The 14,014-nt window shown below is 41.7% G+C and carries 9 protein-coding genes; 7 read left to right on the forward strand and 2 right to left on the reverse strand.

From position 1 onward, the window contains the following. Positions 1–7: 7 nt before the first annotated feature. Entirely contained in the window at positions 8–1,201 is a 1,194-nt protein-coding gene (mntE, locus tag D8836_RS04275) for a CDF family manganese efflux transporter MntE (RefSeq protein ID WP_125393252.1), read from the reverse strand. Positions 1,202–1,508: 307 nt separating this feature from the next. On the opposite strand from mntE, the gene D8836_RS04280 reads away from it, so the two are divergent. The 6 genes from D8836_RS04280 (at position 1,509) to yaaA (ending at position 8,180) form a co-directional block, all read left to right on the forward strand. Next, positions 1,509–4,205, forward strand: coding sequence for a cation-translocating P-type ATPase (locus D8836_RS04280; protein ID WP_125393253.1), 2,697 nt, complete (start codon positions 1,509–1,511; stop codon positions 4,203–4,205). Between the two features lie 12 nt (positions 4,206–4,217). Further along, the gene (yghU, locus tag D8836_RS04285) at positions 4,218–5,009 is read left to right on the forward strand and encodes a glutathione-dependent disulfide-bond oxidoreductase (protein WP_004257886.1); all 792 of its coding nucleotides are present in this window, start codon (positions 4,218–4,220) and stop codon (positions 5,007–5,009) included. A 116-nt stretch (positions 5,010–5,125) separates the two neighbouring features. Beyond that, on the forward strand, positions 5,126–5,536 hold the full coding sequence (locus tag D8836_RS04290) for a peptide deformylase (RefSeq protein WP_033689143.1): 411 nt from the start codon (positions 5,126–5,128) through the stop codon (positions 5,534–5,536). 11 nt (positions 5,537–5,547) lie between these two features. Then, a complete protein-coding gene (locus tag D8836_RS04295; RefSeq protein WP_125393254.1) occupies positions 5,548–7,143 on the forward strand; it encodes a hypothetical protein in 1,596 nt (531 codons plus the stop codon). A 65-nt stretch (positions 7,144–7,208) separates the two neighbouring features. After that, positions 7,209–7,373 (forward strand): YczI family protein, encoded by a 165-nt coding sequence (locus D8836_RS04300; protein WP_185761595.1) that lies wholly within the window; start codon positions 7,209–7,211, stop codon positions 7,371–7,373. Positions 7,374–7,451: 78 nt separating this feature from the next. After that, positions 7,452–8,180: a peroxide stress protein YaaA gene (gene yaaA, locus D8836_RS04305; protein WP_125393256.1), complete on the forward strand. Its 729-nt coding sequence runs from the start codon at positions 7,452–7,454 to the stop codon at positions 8,178–8,180. A gap of 53 nt (positions 8,181–8,233) precedes the next feature. On the opposite strand, the gene pclR is transcribed toward yaaA, so the two are convergent. Next, positions 8,234–9,718 (reverse strand): virulence transcriptional activator PclR, encoded by a 1,485-nt coding sequence (gene pclR / locus D8836_RS04310; protein WP_125393257.1) that lies wholly within the window; start codon positions 9,716–9,718, stop codon positions 8,234–8,236. A 218-nt stretch (positions 9,719–9,936) separates the two neighbouring features. On the opposite strand from pclR, the gene pclA reads away from it, so the two are divergent. Further along, positions 9,937–14,014: pneumococcal collagen-like adhesin PclA (gene pclA / locus D8836_RS04315; RefSeq protein ID WP_125393258.1), on the forward strand; the 4,078-nt coding region annotated here is incomplete at its 3' end.

Consider the following 14,014-nt stretch of genomic DNA (forward strand, 5'->3'; position numbering starts at 1 on the left):
GATAGGGTTACTGTTTGTCTTCTTTTTTAGTTTCTTGGTGAAAGATATTTTGCCAAGTTTCGTGGCGACGCCAGATACTGGTATGGACAATTCCGTCCAATTCATAGCTGATGAGTTTTGTTTTCTGACTGATGGAAGTGATTTGGATGTCCTTGATAGCAGAATTCAAGTCTTTTTCGGCTTTATAGGCCTCTTTATTCATCTGTTCTCCATCTTGACGAATATAGACAAAATCGTCAGCCAAGAGTTCTTCCAGTTGATTTCCCTGATCAATCAATTGTTCGCGCATAAGCAATTTTTTGTAGACATTGTCTAAAATCTCATCCTCAGGAATTGGTGCTGGCTCGATATGGACATCGGTATCAAAGACGCCAAAACGTTCCTCCAGCATAGACTCGACTTGATCCGCGATTTCATGACTCTCAAAAACAGACAAGTCAGGATTCATTTCTAGTGTAATATCAAGGTAAATGTTGCTACCGTAGGTGCGACCTCTTTGAGATTTAACCTTGCTAATTTTGGGAATTTCCATAATGGCTTTTTGATAGTCCTCAAGCAGACGGTCGTCAAAGCCATCTGAAAGACTAAAGGAAGACTCGATAAAGATATCATAGGCAGTCTTCAAGATAAAGAAAGTGATGATAATGGCAACCAGTTTATCCACAATGGGATAATTGAAACTGCTAGCTAGGATGGCAATAGTAGTACCGAGTGAGGTAACAGCATCAGAAAGATTGTCCTTTGCTGCGGCCTTCAGTGCTTTGGAGTTGGATTTCTTACTGAGGCGAGTATTGTAGAGATAAACCACAAACATGATCGCTGCAGACATAATTCCTAGAGTTGCACCCAGAGGATCAATGACCGTTTCTTCACGACTGAGAATCTTCTGAATGGTATCCCTTAGGACATCGAATCCGACATAGAACATGATGATAGAAGTGATTAAGCTAGCCAAATCCTCAATCTTCCAGTGGCCAAAACGGTGGTCTCGGTCAGCAGGCTGGCGCGCCATTCGAATCCCAATCAAGAGAGCAATATTTCCAATGATGTCCGACACGTTGTTGAAACCATCGGCTACCAAACTGGATGAATGAAGAAGGTGACCAGTTGCTAATTTCGCTGCAGACAAGATCAAATAGGTCGAAATGCTGATAATGGCCCCACGCTCAGCTAACTTGAGATTTGAGATAGATTGCTTCATTCAACTTCCTTTCTAGTCACATAGCATTTTACCATTATACTGGTTTTCAAGGGAAAATTCAAATAAGGCAGTTTTTACTCTTTGAAAACTTTTCAAAATTTGGTATAATAGTACTACTCAAGGGAGTAGCTGGCAGAAACCTGTGATAGTGTCGTCATTCCGAATTTTATACTGAAAAGTATGCTTTCCGGCACTATCTTAAACAGCGAGACTTGTTATGATTAACAGGTCTCTTTTTGTTTGTCGTGAAAAGATGCGATGAGGGAAAAGAGAGTCTGTTTTGCACACAATGTCAAGGAGGAGACACATGTCAAAAGAACAAAAACGCCAAGCGTTTTACACTCAGAGTCCTGAAGAGGTCTTGAATGCTGTAGATGCGACCGAGCAAGGTTTGTCATCAAGTGAGGCGGAAAAGCGCCTTGCAGAATTTGGCCACAATGAACTCGAAGAAGGCGAGAAACGATCAATCCTGGTCAAATTTATCGAGCAATTTAAGGATTTAATGATTATCATACTAGTTGCGGCAGCAATCTTGTCAGTTGTGACTTCTGGTGGGGAAGATATCGCAGATGCCATTATCATTTTAGCCGTGGTTATCATTAACGCTGCCTTTGGTGTTTACCAAGAAGGAAAAGCAGAAGAAGCTATCGAAGCCCTCAAATCCATGTCTAGTCCAGCTGCCCGCGTTCTTCGTGATGGGCATATGGCGGAGATTGACTCTAAAGAATTGGTACCAGGAGATATTGTTGCTCTCGAAGCAGGTGACGTGGTGCCAGCAGACCTACGTTTGCTAGAAGCCAACTCTCTTAAAATAGAAGAAGCAGCTCTTACAGGTGAGTCTGTGCCAGTCGAAAAAGACTTGACAGTTGAACTTGCTGCAGATGCTGGTATTGGTGACCGTGTCAACATGGCCTTCCAAAACTCTAACGTAACCTATGGTCGCGGTCTGGGTGTTGTTGTCAATACAGGGATGTATACTGAAGTCGGTCACATCGCAGGTATGCTTCAAGACGCTGATGAGACTGATACACCCCTCAAACAAAACTTGAATAACCTTTCTAAGGTCTTGACCTATGCTATCTTGGTCATTGCCCTTGTTACTTTTGTAGTTGGTGTTTTCATTCAAGGTAAAAATCCACTTGGTGAGTTGATGACCTCTGTTGCGCTTGCCGTTGCAGCTATCCCAGAAGGACTCCCAGCTATCGTAACTATCGTTCTTGCCCTTGGTACTCAAGTTTTGGCCAAACGAAACTCAATCGTTCGTAAGTTGCCAGCAGTAGAAACACTTGGTTCAACTGAAATCATTGCTTCTGATAAGACTGGTACGCTGACTATGAACAAGATGACCGTCGAAAAAGTCTTCTACGATGCAGTTCTACATGACTCAGCTGATGACATTGAACTGGGTCTTGAAATGCCGCTGCTTCGTTCAGTTGTCTTGGCCAATGATACGAAAATTGATGTGGAAGGCAACCTGATTGGTGACCCTACTGAAACAGCCTTCATCCAGTATGCCTTGGACAAGGGTTATGATGTCAAAGGTTTCTTAGAGAAATATCCTCGTGTGGCTGAGTTGCCATTTGATTCTGAACGTAAGCTCATGTCAACAGTTCACCCATTGCCAGATGGTAAATTCCTTGTAGCAGTCAAGGGTGCGCCAGACCAACTCTTAAAACGTTGTGTTCTTCGTGATAAGGCTGGGGATATTGCTCCGATTGATGAAAAGGTTACAAACCTCATTCATACAAACAACTCTGAAATGGCCCACCAAGCCTTGCGTGTCCTTGCTGGTGCTTATAAGATTATCGATAGCATTCCAGAAAATCTCACTTCTGAAGAGCTTGAAAATGATTTAATCTTCACTGGTTTGATTGGGATGATTGACCCTGAACGTCCTGAGGCAGCTGAGGCTGTTCGTGTAGCCAAGGAAGCTGGCATCCGTCCAATCATGATTACGGGTGACCACCAAGACACTGCAGAAGCTATTGCTAAACGTTTGGGAATCATCGATGCAAATGATACCGAAGGCCACGTTTTAACTGGTGCTGAGCTCAATGAACTATCTGATGAAGACTTTGAAAAAGTCGTTGGTCAATACTCTGTTTATGCCCGTGTATCTCCAGAACACAAGGTTCGTATCGTCAAGGCTTGGCAGAAACAAGGTAAGGTTGTTGCCATGACAGGTGACGGTGTCAATGATGCGCCAGCTCTGAAAACAGCCGATATCGGTATCGGTATGGGAATCACTGGTACAGAGGTTTCTAAGGGGGCTTCTGACATGATCCTTGCAGATGATAACTTTGCGACTATTATCGTTGCAGTTGAAGAAGGACGTAAGGTCTTCTCAAACATTCAAAAGACTATTCAGTACCTACTTTCTGCCAATACTGCTGAAGTATTAACCATCTTCTTATCTACCTTGTTTGGTTGGGATGTCTTGCAACCAGTTCATCTTTTGTGGATCAACTTGGTAACCGATACTTTCCCAGCTATCGCTCTTGGTGTTGAGCCAGCTGAGCCTGGTGTCATGAACCATAAACCACGTGGACGCAAGGCAAGCTTCTTCTCAGGTGGTGTTTTGAGTTCTATCATCTATCAAGGTGTACTCCAAGCAACTATTGTTATGAGTGTTTATGGTCTTGCGATTGCTTACCCAGTTCATGTGGGTGACAATCATGCCATTCATGCAGATGCCCTAACTATGGCCTTTGCAACCCTTGGTTTAATTCAGCTCTTCCATGCTTATAATGTCAAGTCTGTTTACCAATCCATCTTGACAGTTGGACCATTCAAGTCTAAGACCTTCAACTGGTCTATCTTGGTATCCTTCATCCTTCTCATGGCAATAATCGTCGTAGAACCACTTGAAGGAATTTTCCACGTAACCAAACTAGACTTGTCTCAATGGGGAATCGTCATGGCTGGAAGCTTCTCAATGATTATTATCGTCGAAATTGTCAAGTTTGTTCAACGTAAACTTGGCTTTGATAAGAATGCGATTTAAGGGAGGTTTCGGATGTCAGCTTATCAATTACCGACCGTATGGCAGGATGAAGCTAGTAATCAAGGAGCCTTTACAGGATTAAATAGACCAACAGCAGGTGCCCGTTTCGAACAAAACTTGCCAAAAGGAGAACAAGCTTTTCAACTGTATTCGCTGGGAACACCAAATGGTGTGAAAGTCACTATCTTATTGGAAGAATTACTAGAAGCTGGTTTTGAGCAAGCGGCTTACGACTTGTATAAGATTTCTATTATGGATGGGGATCAATTCGGTTCAGACTTTGTAAAGCTTAATCCAAATTCAAAGATTCCAGCCTTGTTGGACCAGTCAGGGACTGAAGAAGTGAGAGTCTTTGAGTCTGCTCATATTCTTCTATACCTTGCTGAGAAATTTGGAGCCTTTTTACCAAGTAATCCTGTGGAAAAGGTAGAAGTTTTAAATTGGCTATTCTGGCAAGCAGGTGCTGCACCTTTTCTAGGTGGGGGATTTGGCCACTTCTTTAATTATGCTCCTGAAAAATTGGAATATCCAATTAATCGTTTTACGATGGAAGTGAAACGTCAGTTGGATTTATTGGATAAGGAATTGGCTCAGAAACCGTATATTGCTGGAAATGACTATACGATTGCAGATATCGCTATCTGGTCTTGGTATGGACAGTTAGTTCAAGGAAAACTTTACCAAGGTTCTGCAAAATTTTTAGATGCCTCAAGTTATCAGAATCTAGTAAACTGGGCAGAAAAAATTGCCAACCGTCCAGCTGTTAAGCGTGGTATGGAAGTAACTTATAAAGAAATTAAATAGCAAAAAAAGTCATCTTCGGATGGCTTTTTGCTACAGTTGAGGGAAAGGGCTTGCAGTTGTCGGCTTTTGTGCTATAATTGCTATAATATAGTAAAAAGAAAGAGGAGTGAGCAGAAGTGGAAAAGAAAATTGTGAAGGATATTTTGTTTTTATCTCAGGTATCTCAGCCGGCAAGTCAGGAAGACCTTTATCTTGCCAAAGATTTGCAGGATACGCTTTTAGCAAATCGTGAGACTTGTGTCGGTCTGGCTGCCAATATGATTGGGGTGCAGAAGCGCGTGATTATTTTTAATCTGGGCTTGGTTCCTATGGTCATGTTTAACCCAGTGCTCCTGTCCTCTGAAGGATCTTATGAGACAGAGGAAGGTTGTTTGTCCTTGGTAGGTGTGAGACCTACTAGGCGTTATGAAACTATAAGGGTTGCCTATCGTGACAGCAAGTGGCAGGAACAGACCATTACCTTGACAGGCTTCCCAGCTCAGATTTGCCAGCATGAACTGGATCACTTGGAAGGACGAATCATTTAGGAGGAAAGCAAATGAAACGAATAGTCTTTGAACTTATTTTTATCGCAACGACCTGGTATATCTTTTTACCGCCTCTTAACCTGACCAGCTGGGAATTTCTCTTTTTCCTCTGTGGACATTTGCTGGTTGTAGCAGTCTTATTTGGCTTTGGCAAGGGAATCAATCTGGTTAAAACGGTTCATGTGCGCCACGGCAAGGCAGAAGCTGCCTTAAATCTAGAGGGTTTCAAAATCAATCGGTTAGGGAAAATCCTTTTAGCTTCTATTGGAGGAATTCTTCTCTTGGCAGCTTTGGTTTCCTTGGTGACTTCCAGCATTTTTCAGGCTAAGAATTATGCCAATGTAGTCACGGTTACTGAAAAAGACTTTAGTGAATTTCCTAAGACTGATACCAGTAAGGTTCCTATTTTAGATAGAAGTACTGCTGAAAAAATTGGAGACCGCTACTTGGGTTCCCTAACAGATAAGGTGTCGCAATACGTAGCGGCAGATACCTATACCCAACTGACGATTGATGGGAAGCCTTATCGGGTTACACCCTTAGAATACGCAGATCCTATCAAGTGGTTTAATAATCAAGCCAAGGGAATCGGCGAGTATATCAAGGTGGACATGGTAACTGGTAATGCGGATTTGGTGGACTTGAAGACACCAATTAAGTATTCGGACTCGGAGTATTTTAACCGCGATGTCAAGCGTCACTTGCGCTTGAAGTACCCAACCAAGATCTTCAAAACTCCATCTTTTGAGGTGGACGATGAGGGCAATCCTTTCTATGTAGCAACCGTTTACCAAAAGCAATTTGGGCTTGCGGTTCCTCGTCCTGTTTCAGTCATTATCTTGGATGCTACAAATGGAGAAACCAAGGAATACAGCTTGTCAGATGTTCCAGAATGGGTGGACAGGGTTTATCCAGCTGAGGAAACCATTGAGCAAATTAACTACAACGGCAAGTACAAGGACGGTTTCTGGAATGCTATGATTTCCAAGAAAAACGTGACCCAGACTACCAAGGGATATAATTATTTGTCTATCGGTAATGACATCTACCTCTACACAGGTGTGACGTCGGCCAATGCAGATGAAAGTAATCTTGGTTTTATCCTTGAAAATATGCGGACAGGAGAAATCACTAAGTATAGCTTGGCTTCTGCGACCGAAGAATCAGCCCGTGAATCAGCCGAAGGTGCTGTTCAGGAGAAATCCTACAAGTCAACCTTCCCAATCCTCATCAACATCAATGACAAGCCTCTCTACATCATGGGCTTGAAGGACAATGCTGGCTTGGTCAAAGAGTACGCTTTGGTAGACGCAGTCGAGTACCAAAATGTTATCGTAGCCACCACTGTGGAAGAACTGCTCAGCAAGTACGCCAACAAAAACGATCTTGAAATTGATAATGAAACCACAGAAAGTATCAAGGGTGTGGTAGCAGACCTCAAATCAGCTGTTATCAAGGGAGACACCGTCTACTTCTTTAAAGTTGATGGCAAGATTTACAAGGTTAAGGCCTCAGTATCAGATGACCTGCCTTACCTTGAAAATGGTAAAAACTTTGAAGGTCAAGTAGGAAAAGACAATTATCTCAAGACCTTTAAAGTTCAGTAAAAACAGCTTTATTTAAGAAGTATATGCTATAGTAAGGTAAATTAATACTAATGGAGGACAAACAAATGGGTTTTTATGTGATGATTGCTTCAATGCTACTCGGACTGCTCGCTTTGAAGATAGGTTTTTCTCAGTTCAAGGAGAAAAAAGATAAATTCCTATCTATCTTAACAAGTTTAGCTGGCATAGCCCTTGTTCTCGTGGCTGTCTGGTTAGGATGGCCCAAATAAACAGAGAAACCTCGGTCAAACCGAGGTTTTTCAGATGAATTTCTTGGTAGTGGATAAAAAATATGCTACACTATTAATATGAAAATTTTAATCCCTACAGCAAAAGAAATGAATACAGATTTGCCAAGTATTGAAGCCGCTCCTTTAAAACCAGAAAGTCAGGCCGTGCTGAATGCCTTGGCCCTCTATTCTGCTAGTCAATTGGAGAGTTTTTACAAAGTTTCAGCCGAGAAAGCTGCGGAAGAATTTCAAAATATCAAAGCTTTGAAAAGGCAAACTGCTCAACACTACCCAGCCTTGAAACTTTTTGATGGGCTTATGTACCGCCATATCAAGCGAGATAAATTGACCGAGGCAGAACAAGCCTATCTTGAAAATCATGTCTTCATTACCTCGGCTTTGTACGGAGTCGTTCCAGCCTTGTCACCTATGGCACCTCACCGTTTGGACTTTTTGATGAAGTTAAAAGTCGCTGGTAAGACTTTAAAGAGTCATTGGAAAGCAGCCTATGATGAAGCTGTGAAGCAGGAAGAAGTGATTTTCTCTCTCTTGTCATCAGAGTTTGAGACTGTATTTTCTAAGGAAATCAGAGAAAAGATGGTAACCTTCAAATTTATGAAGGATAGAGGTGGTCAACTGAAGATTCACTCAACTATTTCCAAGAAAGCACGTGGTGCCTTTCTAACGTCTCTGATAGAAAATCAAGTGCAGACGGTGGAGGAAGCTCGTCGCTTAAGCTTTGCAGGATTTGCCTACAGAGAAGACCTGTCCCATCAACAGGAATTGGTTTTTGTTAAGGAAGTATAAATAAGGATAAAAGAAGAAAACCCAGCATGGAAAGTCGTGCTGAGTTTTTTAGTTTATAAAGTATTGGATATATGAATCTCATTTGATAAAGTGTTGAGGTGATTAACCAAATCCATGATTGACAGATGGTTTCGGCAAATAAACTTCTTAGTAATTCCTGGAATATAGAAATTAGACACGATGATATCGTAATCTGTCTGATTTAAAATCTCAGGACTTGTTTTCAATTCATCCCAAATATCGAAGGTAAAGCGGTTATTACAGTAATAGGAAAGCATATCAACAAAGGTAAGGGATATCGCATGGTCAAAGTTACTGATAATCAAAACCTTGATAGGTGGTCGATTTTCTAACAACTGAGTAGAGAGGTGTTCAGCATGGGTTAAGATGGTGTACATCAAGTGTTCCAACTGTTCAGGATGATCATGCTGTCCAATTGCCTGACGATATTGGGCCAGTTCTTGACGTGCACTTCCCATAAAGTCTGGGAAGTAAACTTCAAATTTTTTAATCGTCAATGCTTTTTGTTCAAATAAGATTGGGGTAGAAAAGATTTCCTGTCTTTCAAAGAAAGCAGTGTTGTGTAAATGCCAAATCAGCTCATCGTGGTTGGTAAAAGTAATCTTATATTGTTTTGATAGGCGTTCTAATATTTGACTAAGTAATTGGTGAGAGTATCTTGCTTCACTGTTTTCTTCTAAAGAGTTGAAGAATTCTTGAGGATCTAAGAAAATGTTACTTTGAATAAAGGAAATAAAAATTTGTGCAATGATATCTGGAGTCATTTCAAGTTCAAATACTTGAGAGAAATGTCCTAGTACCTCTTCAAAATTTGGAATATTCATCAAAAGAGGATAGTATTCATCGTTAAAATGATTTGGTACATCGATGAAATGGCCATTTTTGATGCGGTAAATACTGATAGCTATCATCAATTTGTACATTCTATAAATTGAAAATCGCATCGGGTAATTCGTGATTTTATAGAAGAAATCAGCAAACTCTGTTAAATCCTCTTCAGGAAGGTCAGGAAAAGGCCAGTCTAGGAAATAATAGTGCTCAGAAAAGTATTGGGCAAAAAAATAGCGAATATCAGTTTCATTCCCATGTATCTCAGTTGGAGTAAAAGATAATTCAATTTGGAATTGAGAGGATAGATTTTTTGTAATATTTCGACCTAATCGATAGAGATTAGCACTACTTGAGTGAAGATTTTCTATCGTTCGATAAATAGGCAGGCCCTCATTGAAAAACATATATTCTAGTAATTGAAAAGATTGGGAATGAGCTAGAAAATATTGATAAACGTCTTCCACACTAGTGTTAACATCTAAATCAATCATAATTCCGTTAACGGAAGATTGGATGTCAATATTTGGGAAAGCTGTTCGTAATTCATTTAAATCATTTTTTAGGATTCGTTCTGTACATCCTAATTTTTCGGCAAGTGCATGTAATCTTATCCAATTACGATTCTGAATTAAGATTTCCATTAAGCGTAATTGTCTTTGATCTTTTGTGGATAAAAGGTTTCGCATGTAGGTAATTTCCTCCTAAATTATATTGTATCATAATTATGATTCTGTTGTACAAAAAAACAANAATTAAAAATATGTACATTAAATTCAAAAAAAAAAAAAAAAAAAATATGGCTCCATGGTACAAAAATCAGATATATTAATTTCATAGATAATATTGATTAATGCCTCAAATAGTTGTAAATTGTAAACTATAAAATACTATCTAGGAGTTTAAAATGAAACATACACATAAGAAATCATTTGACTGGTATAGCATGCAACAACGATACTCTATTCGTAAGTATCACTTTGGTGCGGCTAGTGTCTTGCTCGGGACAGCCTTAGTCTTGGGAACTGCTGCCAATGCGCAATCAGTACAAGCGGAGGAACAACATCCTGAAGCAACTAATAGTGTTTCTGTTGATAAGGTAAATGAAGCTACTAAACCAGCAGAAGTTTCTACACCTAAAAAAGAAACAACTTATGCAGCTCCAACTGTTGCGAACCCAGTAGAAACGATTCCAGCTAAATCTGGTGAAGCTAAAGCGCCAGCAGAAAAAGTTGAAGAAGTAAAAGATAAAAAAGAAGAAGTAACGCATCAAGATGCTGTTGACAAGTCAAAATTGTTAACAGCTCTTTCGCGTGCTAAAAAACTTGAGAGTAAGTTATATACAGAAGCAAGTGCTGCAAACTTGCAAGCAAGTATCCAAGCTGGTCAAGGTTTGCTTGGGAAAGCAGATGCGACTGAAGCTGAAGTATCAGCAGCAGAGTCATCTATCCAATCAGCTATTATTGGTCTAGAACTTCGTTCTAACTCTGATAAAGGAACTGTATCAGAAACGCCTGTAGCCAAGAAAGCTGATGAAGTTGAAGCCAAAGAAGAAGCTAAACCAGCTGCAACAACGACTGACCGTTCAGCTGTTGATAGCGCTGTTTTGCCAACTAGCACAGCTGCTAAAGTAGAAACAACTTCAGCTCCAGAAACAACTAATGAAATCTTGAAACCAGGTTTGAGCCTTTCTGATGCTCGCCAAAATCCAGCTATCCGTAAGGAAGATTTGGATAAAGGGCATAGTGGTTTTAGAGCGGCTAGCAATCCAGCCAACCCAATTGTCTCAGGTTCTGGAAATACAGTTGCGTTTTCAGACATAAGTCAAGCTGGTCGTAGCTATAGTTTCCGTGGCTACGGGAACTCACGTGGTGGAAATTCTATTCATTACGATGTAACAACAGTACGTCAAGGTAATAATTTGAATTTCACAATTAAATACTCTGGTCCAGGTGAATTTGTTAATAACAACTTTATCTTGGACAAAGGGGATGGATTTGGAAATCCTTCAAATGCAACCATCACAAGTTCAAATCAAAGAGTGAGGGAGCAATCAAAACCTATTAGCCAGGGTGCCAACTTCGTATCTCACTCAGGATACAGTATGACCTCTGCTACTTCAACAAATACGGAACAAACAATCAGATTTAGTTTACCAATTAAAAATTCAAATGGTGACTTGTCTGTTCGTTTGAAACCTGTTACTTTTAACGTGGACCAAGGTGGTGGCGGTGCCGCTACTAGCAATGACCCATACAGTAACTCTAACTATTATTATAGAGCAAATCCACTATACTTGGATGCTAACCCTTATGGCGGTACTAATAACAAGACTGTTTCAGAAGATATTGACTTCCAAACTGTCTATCTTCCAACTAGTAAGTTACCAGAAGGTCAAACTAGATTAGTTCGAGAAGGTGAAAAAGGACAACGTCAAATTACCTATAAAGTTCATCGATTTGGTAACGAAACACTTTTAGGATTGCCAATTAGTAATTCTGTTACTAAAGAAGCTAAGCCACGTATTATGCAAATTGGTGTGGCTAAAGAGTTAATCGATACAGTAAAACCACGTGTTGATCAAAATAAAGTCGGTGATACAAATAACCTCACTTTCTATCTTGATAACGATGGCAACGGTGTTTATACTGAAGGTGTAGACGAACTTGTTCAAAGAATTGCTATTAAAGATGGAGCACAAGGTGCTAAAGGTGAAAAAGGAGATCGAGGCGAACGCGGTCTGATTGGAGCACAAGGTGCCAAAGGTGAAAAAGGAGACCAAGGTGAACGCGGTTTAACTGGAGCCCAAGGTGCCAAAGGTGAAAAAGGAGACCGAGGCGAACGTGGTCTAACTGGAGCTAAAGGTGAAAAAGGAGATCGAGGTGAACGCGGTCTGACTGGAGCCCAAGGTGCCAAAGGTGAAAAAGGAGACCAAGGTGAACGCGGTCTGACTGGAGCTAAAGGTGAAAAAGGAGACCAAGGTGAACGCGGTCTGACTGGAGCNCAAGGTGCCAAAGGTGAAAAAGGAGACCAAGGTGAACGCGGTCTGACTGGAGCCCAAGGTGCCAAAGGTGAAAAAGGAGACCAAGGTGAACGCGGTCTGACTGGAGCCCAAGGTGCTAAAGGTGAAAAAGGAGACCGAGGTGAACGCGGTCTCACTGGCGCACAAGGTGCTAAAGGTGAAAAAGGAGACCAAGGTGAACGCGGTCTGACTGGAGCCCAAGGTGCTAAAGGTGAAAAAGGAGACCGAGGCGAACGCGGATTAACTGGAGCGCAAGGTCAGGCAGGTCGTGACGGTGTAACTCCAACCGTAACCGTTAAAGATAATAAAGAAGACGGTACTCACACTATCACTATTAACGACGGTAGAGGTAATGTTACAAATACTGTTGTAAGAGATGGTTTCGATGGAGCAAGCCCATTAGTTGCGACTCAACGAAATGACGCAGATAAAACAACAACAGTTATCTTCTATTATGACCAAAATGATAACAACGAATTTGATGCAGGAGATATAAAACTAAAAGAAGTTGTCATTGCAGATGGTGCTAAAGGTGAAAAAGGGGACCAAGGCGAACGTGGTCTAACCGGAGCGCAAGGTGAAAAAGGCGAACGTGGAGACCGTGGTGAAACAGGAGCAGCGGGACGTGACGGAAAAACTCCAAAAATCACAACTGCTCGTGGAGCAGACGGCCGTAGTACTGATATTACATTTACTATTCCTGGTGAAGAACCTGTAACAGTTAACATTAAAGATGGTAAAGATGGACGTACACCAACCATCGACTTAAATGCCTTAGCTGAAGCAGCAGCAAGATTAAACAATCAAAGAAGCGGAAGAGTAAGAAGAGCTTTAGCAGACGCCCCATCTACAGCACCAGCAGAAAAACCAAGAGAAGGTACTCTTATTACAGCGTACTTTGATAACAATGGTAATGGTCGATACGATGAAGGTATAGATGAATTAATTGCTAAACAACCAATTTATAACGGTACAGACGGTGCCAATGGTGCAGCAGGTGCAGCCGGACGTAATGGTGCTGAACTATTAAGTGGACCTAAACCACCAACATCAAATGATGGTAAAGATGGTGACACTTATATCGATGCAACTACAGGTGATGTTTATAAGAAAGAAAACGGAACTTGGGATAAGATTGGTAACATTCGTGGGCCTCAAGGTCTAAAAGGTGAAGCCGGAGTTGCAGGACCACAAGGACCACAAGGGCTACAAGGACCTAAGGGTGAACAGGGTGCTCAAGGTCTTCAAGGACGTGATGGAGCGCAAGGACCTGCAGGACGTGACGGTCGTGAAGGTGTACCAGGACCAGCGGGACGCGACGGACGTGATGGAGCACAAGGACCTGCAGGACGTGACGGCCGTGATGGACGCGACGGAAAAGACGTATTGAACGGCAAAGTTGATCCAACAACAGAAGGTAAAGACGGCGATAAATACGTTAACACAGAAACAGGTGACGTCTTCGTTAAGAATAACGGCAACTGGGAAAAAGAAGGTAACATCAAGGGACCTAAGGGTGATAAAGGTGCAGAAGGTGCGCAAGGACCTAAAGGTGCGGATGGAGCTCAAGGTTTACCAGGACGCGACGGACGTGATGGAGCACAAGGACCTGCAGGACGTGACGGCCGTGATGGACGTGACGGAAAAGACGTATTGAACGGCAAAGTTGATCCAACAACAGAAGGTAAAGACGGCGATAAATACGTTAACACAGAAACAGGTGACGTTTTCGTTAAGAATAACGGCAACTGGGAAAAAGAAGGTAACATCAAGGGACCTAAGGGTGATAAAGGTGCAGAAGGTGCGCAAGGACCTAAAGGTGCGGATGGAGCTCAAGGTTTACCAGGACGCGACGGACGTGATGGAGCACAAGGACCTGCAGGACGTGACGGTCGTGATGGACGCGACGGAAAAGACGTATTGAACGGCAAAGTTGATCCAACAACAGAAGGTAAAGACGGCG

This window comes from Streptococcus mitis (assembly GCF_003942995.1).
Lineage (GTDB): Bacteria > Bacillota > Bacilli > Lactobacillales > Streptococcaceae > Streptococcus > Streptococcus mitis_CV.